This is a genomic window from Morganella sp. B601 (assembly GCF_051172335.1).
Taxonomy (GTDB): domain Bacteria; phylum Pseudomonadota; class Gammaproteobacteria; order Enterobacterales; family Enterobacteriaceae; genus Morganella; species Morganella morganii.
The window spans coordinates 19,158-44,122 of sequence record NZ_JBPIZE010000006.1 but is presented as its reverse complement, the minus strand read 5'-3'; the positions used below and the strand labels follow the sequence as shown (position 1 = coordinate 44,122).

18 protein-coding genes and 1 pseudogene are annotated in these 24,965 nt (G+C 53.2%); 5 read left to right on the top strand and 14 right to left on the bottom strand.

The features are described 5' to 3' along the window. Window positions 1–62 precede the first annotated feature (62 nt). The 7 genes from ACSBQN_RS15525 to ACSBQN_RS15495 form a co-directional block, all read right to left on the bottom strand. Window positions 63–485 (bottom strand): urease subunit beta, encoded by a 423-nt coding sequence (locus tag ACSBQN_RS15525; RefSeq protein WP_004237083.1) that lies wholly within the window; start codon window positions 483–485, stop codon window positions 63–65. A 29-nt stretch (window positions 486–514) separates the two neighbouring features. Continuing rightward, window positions 515–817, bottom strand: coding sequence for an urease subunit gamma (locus tag ACSBQN_RS15520; RefSeq protein WP_024475040.1), 303 nt, complete (start codon window positions 815–817; stop codon window positions 515–517). A 422-nt stretch (window positions 818–1,239) separates the two neighbouring features. Then, entirely contained in the window at window positions 1,240–2,025 is a 786-nt protein-coding gene (locus ACSBQN_RS15515; RefSeq protein WP_024475041.1) for an ATP-binding cassette domain-containing protein, read from the bottom strand. Next, entirely contained in the window at window positions 2,025–2,831 is an 807-nt protein-coding gene (locus tag ACSBQN_RS15510; protein ID WP_024475042.1) for an ABC transporter permease, read from the bottom strand. The genes ACSBQN_RS15515 and ACSBQN_RS15510 overlap by 1 nt, the downstream gene beginning before the upstream one ends. Then, on the bottom strand, window positions 2,828–3,796 hold the full coding sequence (locus ACSBQN_RS15505) for an ABC transporter permease (protein ID WP_024475043.1): 969 nt from the start codon (window positions 3,794–3,796) through the stop codon (window positions 2,828–2,830). The genes ACSBQN_RS15510 and ACSBQN_RS15505 overlap by 4 nt, the downstream gene beginning before the upstream one ends. Beyond that, the gene (locus ACSBQN_RS15500) at window positions 3,796–5,391 is read right to left on the bottom strand and encodes an ABC transporter substrate-binding protein (RefSeq protein ID WP_024475044.1); all 1,596 of its coding nucleotides are present in this window, start codon (window positions 5,389–5,391) and stop codon (window positions 3,796–3,798) included. The genes ACSBQN_RS15505 and ACSBQN_RS15500 overlap by 1 nt, the downstream gene beginning before the upstream one ends. Window positions 5,392–6,059: 668 nt before the next feature. Then, a complete protein-coding gene (locus ACSBQN_RS15495; protein ID WP_024475045.1) occupies window positions 6,060–6,836 on the bottom strand; it encodes an energy transducer TonB in 777 nt (258 codons plus the stop codon). A 192-nt stretch (window positions 6,837–7,028) separates the two neighbouring features. On the opposite strand from ACSBQN_RS15495, the gene ACSBQN_RS15490 reads away from it, so the two are divergent. The 5 genes and pseudogenes from ACSBQN_RS15490 (at window position 7,029) to ACSBQN_RS15470 (ending at window position 15,902) form a co-directional block, all read left to right on the top strand. Beyond that, window positions 7,029–7,571 carry an RNA polymerase sigma factor gene (locus ACSBQN_RS15490; protein ID WP_024475046.1) on the top strand — a complete coding sequence of 181 codons (543 nt, stop codon included), beginning with the start codon at window positions 7,029–7,031 and terminating at the stop codon, window positions 7,569–7,571. Next, on the top strand, window positions 7,568–8,530 hold the full coding sequence (locus ACSBQN_RS15485) for a FecR family protein (RefSeq protein WP_152697001.1): 963 nt from the start codon (window positions 7,568–7,570) through the stop codon (window positions 8,528–8,530). Before ACSBQN_RS15490 ends, ACSBQN_RS15485 begins: the two co-directional genes overlap by 4 nt. 89 nt (window positions 8,531–8,619) lie before the next feature. Beyond that, window positions 8,620–11,383: pseudogene (locus ACSBQN_RS15480) on the top strand (secretin and TonB N-terminal domain-containing protein). 42 nt (window positions 11,384–11,425) lie between these two features. Further along, window positions 11,426–13,126, top strand: coding sequence for an ABC transporter ATP-binding protein/permease (locus ACSBQN_RS15475; protein WP_201893437.1), 1,701 nt, complete (start codon window positions 11,426–11,428; stop codon window positions 13,124–13,126). Beyond that, a complete protein-coding gene (locus ACSBQN_RS15470) occupies window positions 13,116–15,902 on the top strand; it encodes a M16 family metallopeptidase (RefSeq protein WP_036409393.1) in 2,787 nt (928 codons plus the stop codon). Before ACSBQN_RS15475 ends, ACSBQN_RS15470 begins: the two co-directional genes overlap by 11 nt. Window positions 15,903–16,755: 853 nt before the next feature. Here the strand turns inward: ACSBQN_RS15470 and deoD are convergent. The 7 genes from deoD to ACSBQN_RS15435 all read right to left on the bottom strand — a co-directional run bounded on the left by deoD (window position 16,756) and on the right by ACSBQN_RS15435 (window position 24,960). Then, the gene (gene deoD, locus ACSBQN_RS15465; RefSeq protein ID WP_024475051.1) at window positions 16,756–17,475 is read right to left on the bottom strand and encodes a purine-nucleoside phosphorylase; all 720 of its coding nucleotides are present in this window, start codon (window positions 17,473–17,475) and stop codon (window positions 16,756–16,758) included. Window positions 17,476–17,543: 68 nt separating this feature from the next. Continuing rightward, the gene (gene deoB / locus ACSBQN_RS15460; protein WP_024475052.1) at window positions 17,544–18,767 is read right to left on the bottom strand and encodes a phosphopentomutase; all 1,224 of its coding nucleotides are present in this window, start codon (window positions 18,765–18,767) and stop codon (window positions 17,544–17,546) included. A 62-nt stretch (window positions 18,768–18,829) separates the two neighbouring features. Beyond that, entirely contained in the window at window positions 18,830–20,152 is a 1,323-nt protein-coding gene (gene deoA / locus ACSBQN_RS15455) for a thymidine phosphorylase (protein ID WP_205501047.1), read from the bottom strand. A 92-nt stretch (window positions 20,153–20,244) separates the two neighbouring features. Further along, window positions 20,245–21,024: a deoxyribose-phosphate aldolase gene (gene deoC / locus ACSBQN_RS15450; protein ID WP_024475054.1), complete on the bottom strand. Its 780-nt coding sequence runs from the start codon at window positions 21,022–21,024 to the stop codon at window positions 20,245–20,247. A 446-nt stretch (window positions 21,025–21,470) separates the two neighbouring features. Next, on the bottom strand, window positions 21,471–22,748 hold the full coding sequence (locus tag ACSBQN_RS15445; RefSeq protein WP_024475055.1) for a NupC/NupG family nucleoside CNT transporter: 1,278 nt from the start codon (window positions 22,746–22,748) through the stop codon (window positions 21,471–21,473). 348 nt (window positions 22,749–23,096) lie between these two features. Then, entirely contained in the window at window positions 23,097–23,891 is a 795-nt protein-coding gene (locus ACSBQN_RS15440; protein ID WP_024475056.1) for a TatD family hydrolase, read from the bottom strand. Window positions 23,892–23,895: 4 nt separating this feature from the next. After that, window positions 23,896–24,960 carry a patatin-like phospholipase family protein gene (locus ACSBQN_RS15435; RefSeq protein ID WP_024475057.1) on the bottom strand — a complete coding sequence of 355 codons (1,065 nt, stop codon included), beginning with the start codon at window positions 24,958–24,960 and terminating at the stop codon, window positions 23,896–23,898. Window positions 24,961–24,965 lie beyond the last annotated feature (5 nt).

The following is a 24,965-nucleotide window of genomic DNA, read 5'->3' as shown; positions in this document are numbered from 1 at the left end:
GTTCCTTATTTCGTTCAGGATGCCTGTGCATCACTGCCGGAAAATCGTATCAGGACGGAGAATTACTTCTTCGCTTCTGCTTTATGGCTGAAACCGCGGGCAATTGCCTCGTTCAGGGCAATCGCTTTTGCCGGACGTTCGCTGGTGGCCACATTATTACCGGCCCAGCCGTCCACCAGGTTGTTAAACCCGTAAACTGTCTGTTTGCCGCCGTAAGGAATAAGAGAAACTTCGGTTTCATCACCCGGCTCAAAACGGATTGCGGTGGTGGATGAAATATTCAGGCGTTTGCCGTAAGCCGCTTCGCGATCAAATTCCAGGGCATGGTTCACTTCAAAGAAGTGAAAATGCGAACCGACCTGAATCGGGCGATCCCCGGTGTTACGGACTTTAATTTTGGTTTCCGGCTTGCCGGTATTAAATTCAATCGGAGTATCCGCAAAAATGACTCCGCCTAACGGCGTGGGTTGTTTTGTATTACTCATAATCAGAACCTCACCTTTTTGCTGTACGTTTATTTGATTGGGTTATGAACCGTCACCAGACGGCTGCCGTCTGTGAAAATCGCCTCAACCTGCACATTCGGGATTAAATCATCCACCCCTTCCATCACGTCGGCTTTGGTCAGAACGGTGGCAGCTTCTTTCATCACATCTTCCACTGTTTTGCCGTCACGGGCGCCTTCCAGTGCTGTCACGGTAATAATCGCGACCGCTTCCGGGTAATTCAGTTTTACCCCTCTGGCACGGCGTCGCTGCGCGACATCCGCCAGGGTATATACCATCAGCTTTTCAACTTCTCTCGGGGTTAATTGCATAACGCCTCCACAATTGAATGAAAACAGAGTCATCAGACAGCAATCCGGATTATCAGTATTCCGGGATACCGTGATTTCAGTTTTTATTTCAGTGACGCATCCGCTGAATGCAGACACAATCCGCCACTGACCGCCGGACATGCGCAGGCGCACACCCGGAAATACTAAAGCGTGAAAAATGTAAGCTGTTAATCAGCCATAAAAAAATAAATCATGTACCGCTGTTCTCCTGATAAGAAAACGAGGTTCAGATCCCTTTCAGACTATGCGGAGTTTCCGTTACCGCATATAAATGAATTAATATCCGCTACTGTGTTTAAATATAAAATAAATAACCCTGCTGATTTTCAGCAAATAAATAAAAATACTCATATTCGGACTAATTAAAGCAGATTATCACCTGCATTCATCCGTTAATTTTATTATCGCCTCATCCGGCCCGCCAGAAAACGGTGCTCCGGCAGTGCATCCCACAGTGACTGCAGCCACGGGCTGCCTTCCCCGTTCAGTAATGCCTGCGATGTCAGTGTTTCCTGTAAAACCCCGTGACGCAGCACGGCAATCCGGTCAGCAAAGCGGGCGGCCATCGCCAGATCATGCGTGACCCACAACACGCCGCGTCCGTCCGCACACAGCACTTTCAGGTGCGCGAGTATCTGCCCCGCGTGTTCGTCATCCAGCCAGGACGTAATTTCATCCGCCAGGATATACTGCGCCCCGGTCAGCGTTGCGCCGCAGGTCAGTACCCGTTTTGCCATCCCGCCGGAGAGCCGGTTCGGAAACGCATCCGTCAGCTCAGGCCGGAGGTTATAACGTTGCAGCTGGCGCGCCACGTCGTGCATCTTCACATGCATACCGCTGAGCGTGGCCGCGCGTTCCAGCTGCGGACCAACCCGCACCAGCGGGTTAAGCGCACTCACCCCCTGCGGTACGTAACACAGGGTATTGCCGCGGTGCAGCTGTTTGCTCTCTTCCGTCAGGGTTTCCCCCGCCAGTGAGATAGCGCCCCGGCAGCGCATATTATCCGGCAGCAGCCCCAGCGCACTCTGCAGCAGCAGGCTTTTGCCTTCCCCGCTGCTGCCGACCAGCGCCACCAGCTCACCGGGCTGAACCGCCAGGGAAATATCCGTCAGCAGCGGCTGCCAGCGTTTTTTCCGCAGCCAGCTGAACTGCGCGACATCAATGGCAAGCCGGTCAAATTTCAGCATTATGCGATCCTCAGCCAGAGCTGTTGTAAGGCTTTCGCAAACTGATCAAACAGTAACACCAGTCCGACCAGCACCAGTCCCGGGAAAAATGCCAGCCACCAGGCACCGGTACTGAGATAGCGCAGTGCATCTGACAGCAGGATCCCCAGTGATGCCTCATGCGGCGCAAGCCCGAAGCCCAGAAAACTGAGCGCCGCACTGTGCAGTACCGAATGCGGGAACATCAGCAGTGTGCCGACAAACCACTGCGGTAATAACATTGGCAGATAATGATGACGCCAGCAATACAATCGCGAATTTCCCATGCGTTGTGCCAGCATCACATAATCCGTTTCCCGCACCCGCAGGATTTCCGAGCGCAGGATCAGCGTCAGTTTCGGCCAGTGTGTCAGCGCTATCGCCCAGATCACGCCGGATTTTCCGCCGCCCAGGGTGAAACAGATTAAAATCAGCAGCAGCAGGTGCGGCAGCGCCAGCAGTGCATCAATCACCCCGCGCACCAGATAATCTGTTCCTTTGTTAATTGTAGATAACCCGGCCATTGTCAGCGCCACCAGCCCGCTGGTGAAGGCGGAAATCAGTCCGATCTGCAGACTGGTTGCCATGCCCTGAAAGGTGCGATCCCACAGATCACGCCCCAGGCTGTCAGTGCCGAACCAGTGCGTGACAGACGGTGCCTGCCGCCGCGCCAGGAAATCCATATCAATATCAGTGTGTGTGATCCAGATGGCATAGACGCCCAGCAGGATCAGCATCAGTAATGTGCCCGTCAGTTTTAACAGCGCACGGTTCGGGTTATACGTCATGATTCGCGGATCACTCCCTGATTCACACGGCGCAGCAAAATATCCGCCGTGCTGTTACCAATAAAAATCAGGATCGCGCAAAACATCACAATACCCATCAGCAGCGGGATATCCCCCCGCAGCCCCGCATCTATCGTCGCCTGTCCCAGTCCGGGATAGGCGAACACTTTCTCCGCCAGCAGTGAGCCGCTCAGCAGTTCCCCCACAGAGGCAAACTGTAAACAGAGTGCCGGGGTAATAGCGTGACGCAGCACATGAAATTTAATCATCGGCCAGCCTTTATCCCCCTGCGCTTTCGCATAACGGATAAATTCAGTCCCCATCACTTCCGCCACTTTTGCCCGTGTGTGCAGGGCAATGTTACCGACACCGAGTAAGCCCAGCGCCAGCACCGGCAGAATCAGGTGATGAATTTTCTGCCCGAAGGTTGCTGTATCCGCATCCTCGCCCATCGGCCAGGCACAGCAGATTGGTGCCCAGTTCAGGGTGACCGCAAACAGTGACAGCAGCAGTAATCCTATCCAGAATGTCGGTATCGAAGCCAGCAGATACGACAGTGCCGAAATAATTTTGTCCGGCCAGCGGTTCAGATAACGTCCGGCCACCAGCCCCAGCAGCAGCCCGGCAATGCCCGAGAGCAGCCAGGCGCTGATAAGGAGTGCCAGTGACGGCCCGAGCCGCGCCGAAATCACCTCTGACACCGGCGCGTTATACAGCATAGAGTAGCCGAGATCGCCCCGCAGCATCTGTGAGAACCAGATCCAGAACCGCTGCCACAGCGGCTGATCCAGTCCCCAGCGGGCGGCAATCGCCGGATACTGCTCCGGCGGCACATGCAGCAGATCATTTCCGATATAGGCTCTGATCGGGTCAATTGGCGAATAGCTCAGGAGGATAAACACCCCCGCCGCCGTGACCGTCAGCAGACAAACAAACCGCACGAAAAGGAACAGGGCACTGCGCATTATTTACAGGTCCAGGCCCAGTCATCCACGCTGTTGAGCAGTGACCATGATCCGTGGATCTCCGGTGCACCCTTGCCCAAATCAACACAATCACTCACCACATAGGTATGCTGCACATTCAGCAGCCACGCCCAGGCGGCATCCCCTTTAATCCCGGTACCGGTTTTGCCGTTCCAGTCCACCTGCTGCCAGATCGGAATGGCGGCTTCCTGATCCGGCGCACTCATGGCTTTCTCAAGGATGGCATCCACCTGCGGATTTTTGTAATAGCCCGGGTTGTAGAATTCCACGCCCGCCGCTTTGCTGCTGTAGTGATGGACTAACTCCATCGGATCCAGGCTGCCCCAGCCGAACAGCGTCGGGTTGGCGTGCATATGGCGTTCGACGGTTTCCCAGCTGCCGGACTGTAAATCCAGTTCAATGCCGATTGGTTTCAGGAAGGCGCGGATAGCCTGTGCCAGGTCACGACGGGTAGTGTCCCCGCTGGTGTACCACAGCGTCAGTTTGGCGACTTTGCCGTCTTTCTCACGCAGCCCGTCTTTATTGAGTTTCCAGCCTGCTTCTTCCAGGATCTGTTTTGCTTTTTCCGCATCACCATCTTTAAAGGCCGCTTCCGGGTTGTTCCACGGCAGGCCGTGAACACCGGTAAAGGCCGGTACAGCGTACCCTTCCATCACCTGCTCAGACAGCAGTTTGCGGTCAATCGCATAGTTGATGGCTTTACGGATGGCAACATCAGAGGTGATATCGTTACCGATCGGGTAACCCTGTGCATCTTTTTCACCGGCTTTCGGGATAGGGAAGACAATACCGCGGTTTTCCACGCTGGCGCGCTCCACCAGTTTCATCCCTTTGACATCACCGGCAGTTGCGGCAATCACCGGCGGAATGCGGACAACCTCAAGCTGGCGGCTCTGTGCGGCAGCAAAGGCGGCATCTTCATCCAGGAAGACAAACACCAGCTTGTTAAAGTCATTTTTCGGCCCCGCGTAATACGGGTTAGCCTCAACAATCAACTGCTGGCCCGGCTGGAAAGCCACCAGGCGGTACGGCCCGGCACCCACCGGTTTTTGGGCATACTGTCTGGCATCATATTTATCAGCGGATACAATCCCGAGAGAACCGAGCACGTTGATAAAGGTACTCTGAGGTTCGGACAGGGTGATTTTCACTGTCAGCGGATCAATTTCTTCCGCTTTGGCAAAGTTACCCATATCGATTTTGCCGCCGCCGGCAGCCGCATTGTTATAGGTGAACGCCACATCTTTGGCAGTCAGCGGGGAGCCGTCAGAGAATTTCAGGTCTTTTTTCAGCTTCAGTGTCCACTCTTTGCCGTCGGCATTGTGGTCGTAGCTGTCCAGCAGGTAGCTGTGCCAGGAAAGATCGGCCTTTTGTTTGAGCAGCGGGCTGTGCAGTAACAGATAACTGCCGTGGCTCCAGCCGAGCATCGGGTCAAACCCTTCTGTCGGTTCTGCGCCGATGGCCAGCCGCAATGTATGACCGGTATTTTCTGCCGCAGCCAGCGCTGAAGCACTGATTGCTGTACCTAACAGCAGAGAGACGAGTGTTCTTGCAAAAACTGACTTTTTAGTCATTACTTGTCCTTACCTAACTAAAATTTACAATGTTTAATTTTGAGTTAATCCGGCGTTACGCAAAATCACCTATAAAAATTAATCTACCAAAGAAAACAGAGTTTATACCACTAAAATCACGTCCGAAAATGATGCATATTAATGAATCATGGTAAAAATCGGATTTCTCATATATTAAATTCTTTTATTCAATCCTGCTGCTGAATAATCACATCATTACATATTTTCCTGATGATTTACGAATAAAATATTTTGTAACAATCTACCCGTAAACAGACTAAAACTGATTATTTGCCAAGGTATTATGATGCTCACACACAGGCTCTCAGGCAATATTATCAATACAACGGTCACACATTTCTTTACAGCTTAACACACTCTTTTTGATTATAACGGTTGAATTCTCCTTAGTATTATTAATTAATAAAATTAATTATTTTCTTTATGAAAATATAATCATGACACGTCATCACAGGATTTTATCCAGGCCTGAACGCGCTTTACTGCGCCTGTTGCAATATGAGTAACTGAAACTCATTCAGATAAATTAAGAAAACCACAGAAAAACCGAAATATTAAGCAGGGAAAAGATAACGAAGGAAATAAAAATGAGGAAAATACAGACAATTCCTGGTAATAAAAACGTAACTTCGGGAATTGTCTGCTGGTTACAGGTAAAAACCGATGGGAGTGACTATCTCAATATGACCGTTTCTGCCGCGTTCCTGTGGCGGCAGCGGGAAAGGTGATGCCCGTTGTACGGTGGCAAGCGCTTCTTTATCGAGCAATTTTGTGCCGGATGAATTAACCAGCTCCGCAGAGACAACATTTCCCTGCATGTTCAGAGTCACTTTCACATGAGAAACACCGGTGGATTTATAGCGCAGCAGTGCGCGCGGATAGCGTTTGTATTTCGCCAGATGCGAATGTACCGAGCTTTCCCAGCCGGTACTGCCGCTGACCGGCTGCGGTGCATGGCTGGTAAAATCCGCACGGCTCGCGGAACTGTCGCCCTGACGCGGCGCGGAAGTGCTCTCTGCCGGTACCGGGGACGGGTTATCCGTTTCCGGCATTTTGATCTCTGTTACCGATTTTTTGTCTGCTTTTTTCTTTGGTTTCTCCGCTTTCCGCGTCCAGGTGCCCTGATCAGAAACCGCCAGTTTATCGACAGCAGACTCCCGCTCCGGCTCAGCCGCCGGCTGTGGTGCCGGTTGTGACATCACCTGTCTGACACCTTCCGCCTTTTCCGGCGGTGCACTTTCCAGCTGATAAACTCCCGGCATCAGCACAAACGCCGGGGGCAGCATGCCTTTCGGCTCGTCCGCTGAAAAACCCAGCCAGCCCAGAAACAGTGCCAGCAGCAGCGCGTGAGCACCCACACTGGCAGCTGTGCCGCCGACTGAATATCGCCTGTTCTGATAACAGGCCGCAGCCACATTCAACATCACTCAACTCACTTTTTTAATCGTTATTCACGTATTTCAATTTGTAAAATTACAGGCATAATGATAACGCAAATGATATTGCTTTTTATTATTAAATAATAATTCAAATAACAACAATGAGATTTTTTGGATTTTTCTAAGCAATGCGTAATGACTCCTTCAATTACGATGACTTCGATACACACCAGAAAAATGACGACTGAAAAATCGGTAAGCAGGCTTATTGCCGGAGCTTATCACTCAACCTACCATCAGCTTGTCCGCTTCTTCCATAAGCGGCTGGGCAACAGTCAGGATGCACGGGATTTGTCGCAGGATGTGTTTGCCCGCTGGCTCAAAGGCGGTAACGAGACATCTGTGCAGGAAACCCGCGCGTTCCTGTTTAAGATCGCCAACAATGTGCTGACCGACCACTGGCGTCACAGCCGGCGGAAAGGCCGTGATCAGGTCAGTGAGTGGGATGATTCACTGACAGAGGAAGTGGCACAGGCACACGCCGATCCACAGATACAGCTCGAACACCGGCAGCGGCTGGACCGGTTGTATCAGGTGCTGAATGAACTGCCGCCCCGTCAGCGGGAAGCCTTTGTGCTTTACCGGTTTGACGGACTTTCGCAAAGTGACATTGCCGAACAGATGGATATTTCTGTCAGTATGGTGGAAAAGCATATCGCCCGCGCCCTGCTGCAATGTAAACGCGCCATGAATGCCGCAGAACAGAAGGACGGGGAATGACAGACCGGCGGGAGCAGGACGAACGGGAAGACGCCGCCGCACTATGGTTTACGCGCTGGCACAGCCAGAGCATGACGGCACAGCAGCAGCGGGAATTACAGGCATGGCTGGCGGCTTCCCCGGAAAACCGGCAGGCGTTTGATGATATGGCGCTGCTGTGGCGGGAGATGTCGGCCCTGCCACGCCCGGAAATCACAGAGCAGGCACCCGCCCGGGCTTTTCCGCTTCTGCGCCCGCTGCGCCATACCCTCGCCGGACTGTTTATCCTGGTGATGCTGTTTCTGCCCTACAGCCAGTTACCCGCTCTGCTGATGGATAACCTGACGCTCGCCACAGCCGCGGAAAGCAAATCTATGATCCTGCCGGACGGCAGCCGTATTTTTCTCAGCCGTGACAGCGAAGCGGATATTGCCTATGAACAGACACACCGCCGCATTTCCCTGGTGCGCGGTACCGCCTTTTTTCAGGTGAAATCCAACCCGTGGCGGCCGTTTGTCATCCGTGCGGACGGCAGAGAGATAACCGTTGTCGGCACGGAATTTGATGTCAGCCGCCGGGGAACGGAAGTGGCGGTCTCTGTGGCAAACGGGATTGTCGCCCTGCGGGATGCGCCGGATGAAAAACCGGTGTATCTGCGTGCCGGGGATAAAGCCGTCAGCCCCGCACAGGGATCGGCACTGCTGCTCAGCCATATCCCGCCGGAACAGGCCGGGGAGTGGCGCAACGGACAAATCACCCTCACCGATACCCCGCTGCGTGATGTTGTTGACCGCCTCGCACCTTACAGCAGCCACCCCGTCTCACTTGCCGCCAATGCGGCGGATCTGACCGTCTCCGGCCGGGTCACCCTTTCCGAAACAGATGCCTTTTTCACCGCACTGCCGCTGCTGTTACCGGTTGAAGTCACCAAACTGCATGACGGCAGCCTGTTGATTGTGAAGAAAAATAAAAATAAATGAAAAAAAGAATAATTATCAGGTGAGGATAATTCTCATTTCCGCGTCTTCTGATACAGGGGATAACTATGACACTTCCGGAAATGATAAAAATGACAATAAAACCATCACCATTCAGCATCAGGGCGGCCGGTTCTGCCATTGTGCTGGCACTCGGGCTGACAGCGGCACCGGCAGGGGCGGCAGATCTCACGCTTGATCTGCCGGAACAGGCACTGAGCCGGTCACTGAACACCATCGCGCAGCAGGGACAAATCCAGTTACTGTATGATGCCGGACAACTCGGCGCACTGCGGGCACCGGCTCTGCACGGCAGCTATTCCGCACAGACCGCCATCCAGACACTGCTGGCAGGCTCCGGCCTGACACTGGTACAGCAGGGCAGCAGCTATGTGATCCGCCCGCTGACAACCGAAGCGGAAACCATTTTAATCCCGGAAACCCGGGTTCAGGGCGAACTGGCTTACCATCCGGCCACGGATGTCATGTCTGCTCCGCAATACATTACTGCGGAGGAGATCCGTCAGCGCAATACCGGTGACGGCAACGTCACGGAACTGCTGCGCACCAACCCGGCGGTGCAGTTCGCTGGTAATGACAGCTCATCCCTCAACCAGGGCGAAATCAAACCATCACGGATTTCCATTCACGGCGCATCCAGTTTCCAGAACGCCTATAAACTCGACGGCATCAGTTTTAACAACGATTTCGATCCGGCAAAAGATACCCTGGGTGAAACCTCCACCCGTCTGGACAGCGGCGACCAGGGCATGTACATCGACAGCCGTCTGATCGACAGTGTGACGGTTTACGATAACAACATCCCGGTAGAATTCGGCGGCTTTACCGGCGGCAGTGTGGATGTCACCAGCCGCCGCTGGAACGGCGAAAACAGCGGCCATATGTATTACCGCACCACCCGCTCCTCCTGGAATCATCTGTTTGAGGATTCCTCACAGCCGATTGATTCATCAAAAAATGATATCAGTCACCCGGCCCGTTTCCAGAATGAATATAACAAACACGATTTCGGCGGCTGGTTTGAAGTCGGTGTAACAGAAAACAGCGGCCTGACCGTGTCCGCCTCCCGCCGTACCTCGACCATCCCCGGCCAATACCTCGGTACTGATGGCGGTGATGGAAGGTGAAGAACTGGTCGGTTATGAGTTTGATAAGCGCAAACGCAACCAGAAACGCACCTCAGATAACCTGTTTGTGAAGTATGCAATGGATCTCTCGCCGGTCACCACCGCGGATATTTCCCTGAATTATTCTGACTACAAGGCGCGTTTATTCGCCTCCAATATTGCCAACTCCGGTTATGACAATAATCACAAAGGGTTAGGTGTAACCGGTGTTCTGAAACACCAAACCAGCCTGGCTGATCTGGAATTCACCCTGGGTTATCAGAAACTGAAAGATAACCGTGTGAATGACGAGCAGAATTTCTATGAAATGAAGGATAAATTGCCGGACGGCAAAACCATTATTAACACCAAAATGGGCGGGCTGGGCGATCTGCAGACCGAGCAGGACAATATCACCACCAAAGCCGTTGCCCGTTTCCTGCCGTCAGAAGGCTTCGGTATAACACACCGCCCGACACTCGGGATGGAATCCACCCATACCAAAGGCCGCTATATCCGCGATAAGTCGCACTATCACACCAGCGAGGACTATGTCAGCTACGCGGAATGGGGTATTGAGGATCCGGTGGTCAACGTGCACCGCTTCCTGCCGGGAACCGCCTCTGTCAGTTATAACAACTACTCCCTGTTTGCCGATGACAATATTGAAATCGGCCGTCTGACACTGCGCCCGGGTGTCCGTGTGGACCGTGATGATTTTGTCCGGCAAACCAATATCGCGCCGCGCCTGGCCGCCACTTACGACCTGTTCGGTAATAAAGAAACATTGCTGATCGCCGGTGCCAACCGTTATTACGGCCGCTCCATGCTGACTTATGCCCTGTACGGCGCGCAGAATGCCGGGCTGGAAAAATGTTATATGTGCGGCTTTATGGGCATGGATCCGACCTGGGATAAAACCAATGATTATGAAGGTCTGGATTCACTGAAAACCCCGTATAACGATGAGATTTCTCTCGGCCTGCAACAGGAAATCCTCAGCACAACCTGGCGTCTGACCTATGTCCACCGTGAAGGTTACGATGAAGTCCGCAGCCGCACCAAATACAACAACCTCACCGGGTCGGATAAATACTCCGATAAAGGAAAAATCCGTACCTTTGATAATGCCGGACGCAGCAAACATGACTCCGTCACCCTGGCGGTCAGTAACAGTCAGCCGTGGGAATGGGGACAGGCAACCCATGTCTTTACCTCCTCAATCGTCTGGCAGGATACCAAAACCAACTTCCCGTCTGACCAGGGCTATGCCTTCTTTGAACCGGGTACTGCCATTAACTCCGACAAAGTGATGTACGGCGGCAAAGTGATCGATGTCAGTGATTTGCCTGCCAGTAACTTTAACTCGCCGCTGAAGCTGAACGTTGAGCTGACCAGTGACTGGGATAACTACAACATTTCCTGGTACAACCGCCTGCAATGGTGGGGCGCGCGTAATCAGGCTGTCCGTCATGACAACGAAGTGATCCGTGATCCGCAGTACGGCGAGTTACGTGTCTATCAGAAAGAGCATTTCGCATCCAAATTCACCTGGGATACCCGCGTGAACTGGAAACCGGAGTTTGCTTACGGCGCGTCTGTCTCGCTGGAAGTGAATAACGTTCTGAATAACAAAAATGTCGCGGATACCTTTATCTACGCCGGTAACAAGGTGATTGCCTATGATCCGGGCCGTCAGTTCTGGTTACAGCTGAATTACGATTTTTAATCTGAGCATGTGAGCAATGCTTCTTAACGTTATGAATAATCAATGAAAACAATAAAACAATTTTTCTGGCTGGTGAAGCCGTTCTGGGGGCGGCGTGCCGCCCTGTTTTGCTGGTTCTTACTGTTGTTGTCTCTCGGGCTGACACTCTCCTCCGTCTGGTTCAATATCCGCATGAACCAGTGGAACGGGGATTTTTATAATGCACTGCAAAAGCTGGACGGCGCGGCGCTGTATCAGCTGATCAAATTTTTCGTCGTGCTGGTCAGCGGGCTGATTCTGGTGGTGGTGCTCGGCACGTATTTCCGGCAGAAACTGGCTATCCGTTGGCGGGAGGGGATGACAGAACAGATCCTCAGCCGCTGGCTGTCGCCGCAGAGCCGCCATTACCTGCTGCGCCTGACCGCCCGCGAGCCGGATAACCCGGATCAGCGGATTGCCGAGGATGTCCGCCTGCTGGTGGAATCCACCCTCAGTCTGCTGATCACCTTCCTGCATTCGCTGCTGACCCTGATTTCCTTTGCCGCTATCCTCTGGCAGCTTTCCGGCAGTATTCTGCTCTCTGTCGCCGGTACTGACTGGCGCATCGACGGCTATATGTTCTGGGCCTGTATCGCCTACACCTTAGTGGGTATCGCGCTGACACAGCTTATCGGCGGGCCGCTGCGCAAACTGAATATGGAAAAACAGCAGCGCGAGGCGGATTACCGTGCGGCACTGATCACCCGCAGACAGCACGGTGATGCCATTGCCGGACAGCGGGGGGAGTTGCAGGATAAACAGCAGTTACTGGCCCGCTTTGCCCGGGTGGCGGCCAACTGGAATCAGTTGATCCGCTGCGAGCGGAATTTGTCTTTTTATACAGTCGGTTATCAACAGGTGACCGCGCTGGCGCCGATCCTGTTCGCTCTGCCGAAATTCCTCGCCGGGGAACTGATGCTGGGCGGCTTAATGCAGCTGCGTCAGGCATTTAGCAGCGTCGCGACATCACTCGGCTGGTTTATTTTTGCCTATAAAGAGATAGCGGCCTGGCAGGCGACGGTAACCCGTCTGTACCATTTCGTCCGCCTGCTGGAAAATGACGCGGTGTCTGATGTCACCGAAACCCGTCAGTCGGCAGTGCGCCTGGATGTTTGCGCCGATATTCTGCTGCCGGATAACCGTCCGCTGCTGGAGAATGTCTCACTCTCTCTGCACGCCGGGGAATTTACCATTATCAGCGGCCGCTCCGGACTGGGTAAATCGACCCTGCTGCGCGCGCTCAGCGGCCACTGGCCTTATTACCGGGGCAATATCAGCCGTGAACAGGATGTAATGTGGGTGCCGCAATCACTCTATCTGCCTTCCGGGACACTGAAATCCCTGCTTGCCTATCCGCATGCTGCGGCACAGTTCACGCCGGAAGCTTACCGCGAAGTACTGGATGCCACCGGGCTTACCGCACTGATACCACAGCTGGATACCGATGCCGACTGGCGCCAGCGCCTGTCCGGTGGTGAACAGCAGCGGTTGCTGATCGCCCGTCTGCTGCTCAGTCAGCCGAAGCTGATGCTGCTCGATGAAATTACCTCCGCACTGGATGATGACAATGCGGTCCGCATGATCCGTCTGCTCCGTCAGCGTCTGCCGGACAGCACGCTTCTTCTGGTCAGCCACCAGCGTTTTCTTCAGCAGGAGGCAGATCGCGTGATCACCCTGTCCGCCCCTGCCGCCACCTGCACATCAGGAGTCCGATATGCATTATAAACTGACCTTTGCCGGTGTGGTGCTAATCCTCACCGGTTGTACCGCTGTCAGCACAACCGGCACAGATAACCGTCCGCTGCCGCAGCGCAGTGATTTACAGCACATCCGTCTGGCAAACGGTATGAATGTGTATCTTCTGTCACGCCCGCAGCCCGGCGCAGAGCTGCGGCTGCTGGTGGAAAGCGGTTCATTACAGGAAACAGAAGAGCAGCGCGGTCTCGCGCATTTCACCGAACATATGGCCTTTAAAGGCACCACGCATTTCCCGGACACACAGAGTTTTAAACAGCTGGAAAAACAGGGGCTGAATCTCGGCAGCCATGTGAATGCCGCCACCAGCCTCAATTCCACTGTCTATAAACTGTCACTGCCGCAGGCCACCCCGGAACAGATTCAGACCGGTTTGCAGGTACTCGCCGACTGGGCACAGGGCATGACCTTTGACCCTGTTGCATTTGATAAAGAACGTTCCGTGATTATTGAGGAGTGGCGGCTGCGTCAGGGCATCGGCTTCCGCATCAATAATGCCCTTGAGCAGCTGCGCTATGCGGGCAGTCTCTATGCGGAGCGTGACCCGATCGGGTTATTGGATGTGATCCGCCATGCGCCGGTCAGCACGGCAAAAGACTATTATCAGACCTGGTATCAGCCGCAGCGGATGAGTCTGGTGGTTATCGGACAGTTTAACCGCCACGACGTCAGCAATCTGGCTGAGGCGTATTTTAATCAGCCCGCCAAAGAAGATGCCGCACAGGATGATCCGGCCCGTCAGCGCTTTGCCCCGCAGCCGGGACTGCTGGTAAAACCCATCTTCGATAAAGAGCAGGGGCAGCGCATCATGCAATTCGCACTGCAGCGGGATATCCGCGCACCGCTCAATACCCGTGACGGGCAGTATGATGACCTGCTGGATAATCTCTGGGTAACTATCCTCAATCAGCGCCTGACCGCGCTGGTGGATAACGGACAGTTACCGGCTGCCAGTATCAACCCGCAGGGCGCCATGCTGGACAGCCGCCGTCTTCAGCAACTGATGATAGTGCATCCGCAGGGCGGGGATTACCTCGGCAGTATCACCTTATTGTGGACAGAAATTCAGCGCCTGGCGACACAACCCGTCACACAGACAGAGCTGGACGATGCCCGGCAGAGTCTGCTGGCAAAACTCAGTCAGCAGGCCGCCGGTGAATCCCGCTACGGTAATGATTATCTCGCTGATACCATCACCACCGCACTGGAATACCGGATGCCGGTTCAGGATAAACGTCAGCAGCTCACCACGGCATGGGAACTGCTCAAACCGGTCACACCGGATACGCTGAAAACCCATGTGAGCGGATTCCTGAATCAGGCATCACCACGGCTGGCACTGCTCGGACCGGACAGCGAACAGGCCCGTTTTGATGAGAAAGCGTTCACTGACCGCTGGCAGCAGATCCGGCAGTCCGCCCCCGGGCCGTTTTCCCTGACTGTGCGGCAGGTCGCGCTGAATGTCACTCCGGCAGCGGCCGGTAGCATTGTTCAGGAGCAGGCACTGCCTCTGCCGTCCACAGAATCGTGGCAGTTATCCAACGGTCTGCGGGTAATTGTGCATCAGGATAAAAGCCTGAAAGATAATATTCAGATCAATCTGCGCATTCCGGGCGGGCGCTCACTGGAGCCGGCCGGACAGGAAGGACTGACCGACTGGGCACTGAAACTGCCGGAAAGCAGCGGCTACGGTGAGCTGAGTGCCCGTGAACTGACCTTATTCAGCAAACAGCACAGTCTCAGCCTGCGGCCGTACAGTGAGCTGCTGAATCACGGATTCCGGGGTGAAGCCCCGCCGGAAGAACTGGATACCCTGCTGAAACTGCTGTATCTGAAGATCACACAGCCGCAGTTCAGCGGCGAAAAATTACTCCGCAATCAGCAGCTGACACTGGAAAGCCTGAGCAGCACCCCGGTGGAGCGCCGCTTCCTGGATGCCATTAACCGCGAAAGCCATACTCACGGCGAACGTCTGGTGATAAATGAAAACGGCGGCTGGCGTCAGTTTACTGCCGCGCAGTTACAGCAGAACCACCGTCTCCTGCTCAGCCCGGTACAGGACATGACACTGGTGATCAGCGGTGCGGCAGATAAAAAACAGATAAAACAGGCTGTTGAGAAATGGATCGCCACCCTTCCCGCTTCCGGGCAGCGCCTGCAGTGGCGGGATCCGGCTATCGCACCCAAAATGCAATCCTTCAGCCGGACTTACCCGATAGCCAGCTCTGATAAAACCATGGTGAGTATTCAGTATGCCGCCCCGGCACAGTGGTCACTGAAAGAAAGCCTGACACTGCAACTGGCCGACAGCATCATCAGCAAACAGTTGCGCAGCGCATTGCGGGAACAGGCGGGCGGTATTTACGCCCTGAGTTTCTCCTCTATGCTGGCAAAACTGCCGTCACCGTACTACAGCGCCCGGCTGAATTTCACCACCGATCCTCAGCGCGCCGCAGAGATGACAGCACTGAGCCGGAATGTGCTGAAAACCCTGAAAACAGACGGTGTGAGTGACAATGCCCTGAAAGAAGCCAGAGCCAACTGGTTACTGGAAAAACAGCAGGTTTACCAGAGTGCGGCTTTCTGGACAGAATCACTGGCTCAGATTGCCGGGGACGATAATGAGTTTACGCGGATAACCGCAGAAGAGGCGTTAGTTAATCAGATTACCGCAGAGGATATAAACCGGGCATTATCCCGCTACAGCGGTGAGAATGAAAAATTATTTATGCTCACCCCGCCATAATAAAACAAAGCCGCTTAACAGCGGCTTTATTATTTCCGTTAACTGACAAAAATAACAATCATTGTATTAACGGATAATGAGAATATATTTTGTGATATATCTCCGCATTATCACCCGAATGGGGTAGAGATAAAGAGAAACACAGTTGTTATATTTTCTGCGGGTGCCTGATTCTGTCCGGATCAGGCTATGTTTTCCCTGTTCCGGATAGAAGAAAGCCCCGATTACGTTTTTCAACATAAACCGGGGCCGAATCTCTACCAAACAATAGGGATTTTGCCTCCTTAAATTAAAGGAGTCAAGAGAAATGACCAGAAGATCAATCACAACATTAGCTATAGTTGCAGTGGTATTAATAACTGCTCTTACAATTTCTGATGTTGTAAATTCGTTACTCAATAATCATCGGGTATCCGATTTTTCATTGAAAGGCGGAGATATGCTGGTTGACGCAACATTGTCCTGTAACGATAAATGATGCTGAGGGGGGAGAAATCCCCCCGTTTCTCTCTGTTGCAGGTAGCGGTTAATCAGGCACCTTATTTTACTTTCTTATTAACTAACTAATATACTCTTTCACTATGATAAAAAAATCAGAATTACCCGGCGTTATTTTTAAATTCATGATATCCGCCATAAGAATAATCGGCTTATCCTTTACGGTAGTATTATTGACATTAATTATATTCATAACCTACGCTAAATCCACCGGTAAAATATGCCATTTAAACCTTAAAGTAACAACGGGAAATAGTGCTTCAGAAATTTATACCGGGCCTGATAACAGTAAATAATAAAAAAACCGCTGCCGGAAAATAATACCGGCAGCGGTTTTTATAACGACTGAAATAAATTACTTCTTATCGCCCAGTAAAACAGATTCCAGCGCGATAGTGATCATTTCATTAAAAGTAGTCTGACGCTCTTCTGCCGGTAAATTTTCACCGGTACGGATATGGTCAGAAACGGTGCAGATAGTCAGTGCTTTCGCACCGAATTCAGCAGCTACGCCATAAATACCGGCAGCTTCCATTTCCACGCCCAGAATGCCGTATTTTTCCATCACGTCAAACATTTGTGGATCCGGTGTATAGAATAAATCCGCAGAGAAGATATTACCGACACGCGCCGGGATCCCGGCGGTTTCTGCCGCTTCAACCGCATTACGTACCAGTCCGAAATCCGCGATAGCCGCGAAATCGTTATCTTTGAAACGCAGGCGGTTCACTTTGGAATCCGTGCTCGCGCCCATGCCGATAACCACATCACGCAGTTTGACATCACGGCTGATAGCCCCGCAGGAACCGACGCGGATAATGGTTTTCACGTCAAACTCAGTGATCAGCTCTTTGGCATAAATAGAGCAGGACGGGATCCCCATACCGTGGCCCATCACGGAGATACGGCGGCCTTTATAGGTTCCGGTAAAACCCAGCATGCCACGCACATTGTTGACTTGTTTAATGTCTTCCAGAAAATTTTCTGCAATATATTTCGCACGCAGCGGGTCGCCGGGCATCAGAACAACATCAGCAAAATCACCGCGTTCGGCATTAATGTGAGGGGTAGCCATAAAAAAATCCTTTCAGTCAATCCAAAGGGAAAGGGCAGACTGCAAGCCTGCCCGAAAAAAGAGACACATTACAGCATGTTTTTGCCGTAATCCATCGGGGATAAATTAAAATAGGATGCAACAGTCTGCCCGATGTCCGCGAAGGTTTCACGGTAGCCCAGAGAGCCCGGTTTGACTTTTGGCCCGTACACCAGCACAGGGATATGTTCGCGGGTGTGATCGGTACCCGGCCAAGTCGGGTCACACCCGTGGTCTGCGGTCAGGATCAGAATATCGTCCTCTTTCACCAGCTTCAGCATTTCCGGCAGACGGCGGTCAAACAGCTCCAGTGCCGCAGCATAACCCGCCACATCACGGCGGTGGCCGTACGAGGAGTCGAAATCAACAAAGTTGGTAAACACGATGGTGTTATCACCCGCCAGTTTCATCTCTTCCAGTGATGCATCAAACAGCGCATCAATACCGGTCGCTTTCACTTTTTTAGTGATACCGACATGGGCATAAATATCCGCAATTTTACCGATAGATACCACTTCGCCCTGCTTCTCCTCCACCAGCTTCTGCAGCATGGTGGCTGACGGCGGCTCTACCGCGTAGTCGTGACGGTTACCGGTACGTTCAAATGAACCGGCTTTTTCACCGGTAAACGGACGCGCAATCACACGGCCGATGTTGTAACCGCCTTTGGTCAGTTCTTCGCGGGCGATTTCACACAGCTCATACAGTTTTTCGAGGCCGTACGTTTCTTCGTGGCAGGCAATCTGGAAAACGGAGTCCGCAGAGGTATAGAAAATCGGTTTGCCGGTTTTCATATGCTCTTCGCCGAGTTGATCCAGAATCACAGTACCGGATGAGTGGCAGTTACCGAGGTATCCCGGCAGGTTGGCGCGTTTAACGAGGATGTCCAGTAATTCCTGCGGGAAGCTGTTTTCATGATCGCTGAAATAGCCCCAGTCAAACAGAACCGGAACTCCGGCAATTTCCCAGTGGCCGGACGGGGTATCTTTACCGGAAGATAATTCCCCGGCATAGCCGTATGCACCGATTATTTCCGCATTCTTATCCAGACCTTCCGGGAAATGTCCGGTGGATTCCTCCGCTGCTTTACCCAGCCCCAGACGGGACAGATTAGGCAGATGCAGCGGACCTTTACGGCCTTTATCTGCTTCACCGCGGGCACAGGCCTGTGCGATATGACCTAACGTGTCAGCGCCGGTGTCGCCGAAATCAGCGGCATCATGTGCTGCGCCGATACCGAATGAATCCAGCACCATAATAAATGTACGTTTCATACTTCTCTCCTGTGTCAGATCACGTCAGGATGCAGGGCTCCGCGTGAATAACAAAATTGTTCTTATTCGCTGACCCGGCGGTAAATCAGCGGGGTATCTGTAACCGGGCTCTCACTGAGTATGACTGCCCGGCGCACGGCCTGAGCAGCTTCATTCCACGCATCTTCATTATTGGCGTGGATCATCGCCAGCGGCATCTGTCCGTCAGCAACACTGTTGATCGGCGCGATATCACTTAACCCGACACTGTAGTCAATCGGGTCGCTGGCCTTACGGCGTCCGCCGCCCAGAGAAACAACCGCCATACCCAGTGCGCGGGTATCCATTGCGGTCACAATCCCTTCTGTCTCAGCATAGACTGGTTTACTGAGTACTGCCGATGGCAGATAGTGCGAATAGCGTTCGATAAAATCAGCCGGTCCGTGCTGCGCGGCAACCATCCGGCCGAAGATTTCCGCCGCTTTGCCATTATCCAGCACCTGCTGTAATTTTGCTTCCGCCTCTGTGCGATCAGCCGCCAGCCCGCCGGAAACCAGCATCTCTTTGCACAGCGCCATAGTGACTTCATACAGGCGCGGATTGCGGTATTCACCGGTCAGGAAACGCACCGCTTCACGCACTTCCACCGCATTACCGGCGCTGGATGCCAGCACCTGGTTCATGTCAGTCAGCAGTGCAGTGGTCCGGCAGCCCGCGCCATTGGCAACCTGTACGATCGCCTGCGCCAGCTGCTCTGATAATTCATAGGTCGGCATAAAGGCCCCGGAACCGACTTTCACATCCATCACCAGTGCATCCAGTCCTTCGGCCAGTTTTTTGCCGAGGATAGAGGCGGTGATCAGCGGAATGGAATCCACGGTTGCCGTAATGTCGCGGGTCGCATAGAAACGCTTGTCAGCCGGTGCCAGTGAGTTGGTCTGGCCGATAATCGCCACACCGGTCTCTTTGATGATACGGCGGAAGGTTTCATCATCCGGGAAAATATCAAAGCCCGGAATCGCTTCCAGCTTGTCGAGCGTGCCGCCGGTATGTCCCAGGCCGCGGCCGGAGATCATCGGGATATAGCCGCCGCAGGCAGCCACCATCGGCCCGAGCATCAGGGAGGTCACATCCCCCACACCGCCGGTGGAGTGTTTATCCACAACCGGGCCCGGTAAATCAAGGTTTTTCCAGTCCAGCACCGAGCCGGAATCCCGCATCGCCAGTGTCAGCGAGACGCGTTCCTGCGGGTTCATATCATGGAACCAGATAGTCATCGCCAGCGCGGCAATTTGTCCCTCAGAGACTGAGTTATCACGCACGCCGTTAATAAAGAAGCGGATTTCTTCATCAGAGAGCGGGTGTCCGTCCCGTTTTTTGCGAATGATTTCCTGAGCCAGAAACACAGAGATCTCCTTAAAATACCGGATCCGTCCCGGCACCACAGATACCGGGTTAATCAGAAAGCCGGGCGGCAAAAGCGGCCCGGAAAGCGTGATTAATACTTGCTGTCAGATTTGGCGTCTGCGTAGCCCAGTGCGTTAAGCAGGCTGGCTAACAGGCTGGATGCGCCAAAGCGGAAGTGACGGGAGTCAGCCCAGCCTTCGCCCATGATACGGTCAGCCATCGCCAGATACTGCGCGGCTTCTTCCGCAGTGCGGACACCACCGGCCGGTTTGAAACCAACGGTTTTACCGACGCCCATATCACGGATCACGGTCATCATGATTTCCGCTGTTTCCGGCGTGGCGTTGACAGGCACTTTACCGGTGGAGGTTTTAATAAAATCAGCACCGGCTTTGATGGCGATTTCAGATGCCTGACGAATTAACGCAGGATCTTTCAGCTCACCGCTTTCGATAATCACTTTCAGCAGCACATTGTGTTTCGCACAGGCTTCTTTGCAGGCTTTCACCATATCAAAACCAACCTGTGTATTACCGGCCATCAGCGCGCGGTACGGGAACACCACATCCACATCATCTGCGCCGTAAGCGATCGCAGCATTGGTTTCAGCCAGTGCAATCTCAATGTCATCATTACCGTGCGGGAAGTTGGTGACAGTCGCGATACGCACTTCCGGCGTCCCCTGCTCACGCAGAACTTTACGGGCCAGCGGGATAAAACGCGGGTAAATGCAGATGGCCGCAGTCTGGCCGGCCGGGCTTTTCGCCTGATGACACAGCGCGGTGACTTTCGCGTCAGTATCATCATCATTCAGGGTGGTTAAATCCATTAAGGACAGCGCGCGCTGCGCTGCGGCGGTTAAATCGGTCATAAAACTCTCCAACGTATGTCCGCGCCATTGCCGGGCAGACGCAATATCTGAACGATGCAAAATGTGTTGGCGAGCGGGACTTGGTTCCGTGAAGACGTTGTCTCTCTTGAGATAAGAGCTAACGCTGAGATCCTTCTCACCGCGCTGTAATACAGGTGACTGATAAACAGAATCACCGAATCCGTTATAGGGTATCCATGCCGTATTTGAGCATGTCCTGGCGCTATAATACGTGCCTTTCATCACGTTTATATAACAGCATTTACATAAATACATATGATTATGTGATAAAAATCACGTTAATGGCCTGATATGCGCAAAATGGCAGCACATATTCACGGCATAGTATAGCGCAGGAAAGGGATAAACAGGGAGTGACAGAAAGACAAGTACACTGAATCAGTGAAGTGCACAGGTGAACCGGGTTCACCTGTGCAGGAAGAGCATTACAGTGCCAGGAAGAAACCGGCGATGGTTGCACTCATCAGGTTGGAGAGAGTACCGGCCATCACAGCTTTCATACCCAGACGTGCCACGTCTTTACGGCGGTTAGGTGCCATACCGCCCAGGCCACCCAGCAGGATAGCAACAGAGGACAGGTTGGCAAAGCCGCACAGGGCAAAGGAGATAATCGCTTTGGTGTGATCAGACAACGGCTGTAAACCGGCAGCAATCACCTGTGCATCCGGCTTCAGGTATTCACCGAAATTCATATAGGCGACAAACTCGTTGACCACAATTTTCTGGCCGATAAAGGAACCGGCGGTCATGGCTTCACTCCACGGAACACCGATCAGGAAGGCGATTGGTGAGAAGATCCAGCCGAGGAGCAGTTCCAGTGACAGCTGCGGATAATCGAACCAGCCACCGACACCGCTTAAGATCCCGTTGATTAAAGCGATCAGTGCGATAAACGCCAGCAGCATTGCACCCACGTTCAGTGCCAGCTGCATACCGGAAGACGCACCGCTTGCCGCCGCATCAATGATGTTGGCAGGGCGTTCTTCTTCTGCCATACCGGCCATGGCTTCACGACGATCATCGAAATGCTCGGTTTCCGGTACCATCAGTTTTGCAAAAAGCAGGCCGCCCGGCGCCGCCATAAAGGATGCAGCGATCAGGTACTCCAGCGGTACCCCCATCTGCGCATACCCGGCGAGAACAGAACCGGCCACGGATGCCAGACCACCACACATCACCGCAAACAGTTCTGAGTTGGTCATCCCGGAGATATACGGACGTACCACCAGCGGGGCTTCAGTTTGTCCCACAAAGATGTTGGCTGTCGCGGACAGGGATTCGGTACGGGAGGTGCCCAGCAGTTTCTGTAAACCGCCGCCGAGAATTTTAATCACAAGCTGCATAATGCCGAGGTAATACAGAACGGCAATCAGCGAGGAGAAGAAGACGATAACCGGCAGAACGCGCAGAGCAAAGACGAAACCGCCGCCGCCGAATACCTCGAACATTTTGTCGGATACCAGGCCGCCGAAAATAAAGTCCATCCCTTTCTGGCCATAGCCGATAACACTGGCGACACCGTCAGACATTGCCAGGAGGATTTTGCGTCCCACCGGGACATAAAGAACCAGCGCACCGATCAGTACCTGAATAATAAAGGCACCGGTGACAGTCCGCAGTTTGATTGCCCGGCGATCACTTGAAAACAGCACTGCGATAAAGATCAGCGCTGCCATCCCGACCAGACTCATAAGGAGTTGCATGGAAGTATCCCTGTTCACGATAATGTAGATTAATAGTCCTGCTCCGCATGCAGCTCTGAGCAGAACCCTGTGGCGCTGATTATACCCGGTCAGTCCGGCCAACAATCAACTTGCGTCACAAATAACGACTGAAAAAAGTAACAAAAAATACAAAAATATGATGATAATCACACTATTCAACTATTTTACCCTGAAAATCCCCCTGTAAAGCCGGGAATTGGCGGGTATTTAACCAGATGACGAACATGAAATAACATCTGCTTACAATTGTAAGTGATTTCAGGTGACTTGGCACACAGAATGCAGGCTTTAACAGGACAAAATCGCGGGAAAATCGATTCAGGAATCTTAATCAGGTGATTGCAGCGAAAAAAGTGTACAGCTGTTGCGATAAATCTGAGCAGCAATCTCTTCCGGAGACTCACTGCGCAGTGAACAGAGCACTTCAAATGTACGGACAATCCGCTCCGGCCGGTTCGGCTCGCCCTGAAAACCGCTGAGCGGCATATCCGGGGCATCCGTTTCCAGCAGTAATGCAGAGAGCGGGACCTGCGCGATTGCCCGCCGGGTCTTCTGAGCCCGGTCGTAGGTAATTGTCCCGCCGACCCCGATGTAATAACCCAGTTTCACAAAGGCGTCCGCCTGGGCAAAACTACCTGAAAATCCGTGAATCACACCACGGCGGGGCACCGGGTGACGGCGCAGAACAGCAGCGAGCGTGTCATGGGTTTTGCGGGAGTGCAGAATAACCGGTTTATCTGTCCGTGCGGCCAGTTTCAGCTGAGCAATAAAAAAATCCAGCTGCTTATCCCACTGCGGCTCGGCCATATAGCGATCCAGCCCGATCTCCCCCACCGCCACGCATTCTGTCCCGCTTCCGGTGATCAGCGACTCAAGCTGTTCCAGATGTTCAGGGGTGTGTTCGGCAATATAAAGCGGATGCAGACCAAATGCCGCGTGCAGCCGGGGAAATCCATCGCCGGATGACCGGCACAGCCCGGCGACTGTGCTGAGGTTCCGATTGCTGACCGCCGGGATAATAATATCGGTCAGCCCGGCCTGTGCCGCAGCGGCTTTGTGGCGGATAAGATCATCCGTAAAAAACGGGAAATCGAAATGGCAGTGGGTATCAATAAATTGCATTTATTCAGTCCGCCGGCTTTTCCGGTGAGCGTTCCGGTGAATGTAATACCGCCGCTGTACCGTCGGTGACCGGCAGTTGTGAGTCGTTGTCGTTGGATGCGGGGGGAACCCTCAGTACGGAACTTCGTACAGGCTCATATGACGCCCAGCGTTCGCCGAGTGTTGCCAGAAAATAGCGCCCGCTGCGGCGGCCCAGCCGGTAATCCTGCATCAGTGTCTTGACCCGGCTGCCGAGCGCATTACTTGCCAGCGGTGCATTCGGATAAATTTCAGCAATTTCAACCCCGGGCGGCGGTGACTGAATAAACTTTTGTGTCCGGTAATAGCTTTTGGCGTGCTGTTTCATCATAGCAACCATCCGTTTCAGATGGCTTTTTTCCAGCCAGCGTTCCATCCTTTTCACCCATTCCGGGGTGTAATAGAGCTGTGAAGGCACAGTCCGGATCACCACAATCCGGGTCGCCCCCCGCCGCCATGCCTCAATAACCGGTACTGCATCACTGATACCGCCGTCGTGATATGTGATGCCGTCAATTTCCACCCCTTCACGGTAGAATCCCGGGATAGCGCTGGAAGCTTTGATATATTCCAGCCAGTCTTCTGCCTGCGGGCTGAAATACGCGGCACTCAGATTATCCGCCCGGCTGGCGCACATATAAAATTCCTGCCCCTGCTCAAAGCGCCGCAGTGCATGCGCAATATTCAGCGGACATTCCGCAGAGGTTGAAGAAATAAGCCAGTCGAGATCAATAAGATTTCCGCCGCGGATAAAACGCAGCGGATTAAAGAATTGTTTGTCGGTGGTGTAGCGGGTAATGACATGACGGGCGTAGCCGCGCTGACCGCACAGATACGCCGACAGGTTCTGCGCACCGGCAGAGGTGCCTATCAGTAAATCAAACGGGTTAAACCCGGCTTTGAGAAACTCATCCAGCACTCCGGCCGTAAAAATCCCGCGCTGGCCGCCACCTTCACAGACCAGCGCCAGTTTACCGGTCGCCTGAAGCGGATCAGGCAACCAGGCCAGCGGTGCGATTTTCCCGGGCGTTACCGGGATATACGTTCCCATCCTGT

Bases quoted from the DNA above. Each gene is read 5' to 3' on its own strand.
- ACSBQN_RS15525 (WP_004237083.1), bottom strand. From the start codon at position 485: ATGAGTAATACAAAACAACCCACGCCGTTAGGCGGAGTCATTTTTGCG.
- ACSBQN_RS15520 (WP_024475040.1), bottom strand. From the start codon at position 817: ATGCAATTAACCCCGAGAGAAGTTGAAAAGCTGATGGTATATACCCTG.
- ACSBQN_RS15515 (WP_024475041.1), bottom strand. From the start codon at position 2,025: ATGCTGAAATTTGACCGGCTTGCCATTGATGTCGCGCAGTTCAGCTGG.
- ACSBQN_RS15510 (WP_024475042.1), bottom strand. From the start codon at position 2,831: ATGACGTATAACCCGAACCGTGCGCTGTTAAAACTGACGGGCACATTA.
- ACSBQN_RS15505 (WP_024475043.1), bottom strand. From the start codon at position 3,796: ATGCGCAGTGCCCTGTTCCTTTTCGTGCGGTTTGTTTGTCTGCTGACG.
- ACSBQN_RS15500 (WP_024475044.1), bottom strand. From the start codon at position 5,391: ATGACTAAAAAGTCAGTTTTTGCAAGAACACTCGTCTCTCTGCTGTTA.
- ACSBQN_RS15495 (WP_024475045.1), bottom strand. From the start codon at position 6,836: ATGTTGAATGTGGCTGCGGCCTGTTATCAGAACAGGCGATATTCAGTC.
- ACSBQN_RS15490 (WP_024475046.1), top strand. From the start codon at position 7,029: ATGACGACTGAAAAATCGGTAAGCAGGCTTATTGCCGGAGCTTATCAC.
- ACSBQN_RS15485 (WP_152697001.1), top strand. From the start codon at position 7,568: ATGACAGACCGGCGGGAGCAGGACGAACGGGAAGACGCCGCCGCACTA.
- ACSBQN_RS15475 (WP_201893437.1), top strand. From the start codon at position 11,426: ATGAAAACAATAAAACAATTTTTCTGGCTGGTGAAGCCGTTCTGGGGG.
- ACSBQN_RS15470 (WP_036409393.1), top strand. From the start codon at position 13,116: ATGCATTATAAACTGACCTTTGCCGGTGTGGTGCTAATCCTCACCGGT.
- deoD (WP_024475051.1), bottom strand. From the start codon at position 17,475: ATGGCTACCCCTCACATTAATGCCGAACGCGGTGATTTTGCTGATGTT.
- deoB (WP_024475052.1), bottom strand. From the start codon at position 18,767: ATGAAACGTACATTTATTATGGTGCTGGATTCATTCGGTATCGGCGCA.
- deoC (WP_024475054.1), bottom strand. From the start codon at position 21,024: ATGACCGATTTAACCGCCGCAGCGCAGCGCGCGCTGTCCTTAATGGAT.
- ACSBQN_RS15445 (WP_024475055.1), bottom strand. From the start codon at position 22,748: ATGCAACTCCTTATGAGTCTGGTCGGGATGGCAGCGCTGATCTTTATC.
- ACSBQN_RS15440 (WP_024475056.1), bottom strand. From the start codon at position 23,891: ATGCAATTTATTGATACCCACTGCCATTTCGATTTCCCGTTTTTTACG.
- ACSBQN_RS15435 (WP_024475057.1), bottom strand. From the start codon at position 24,960: ATGGGAACGTATATCCCGGTAACGCCCGGGAAAATCGCACCGCTGGCC.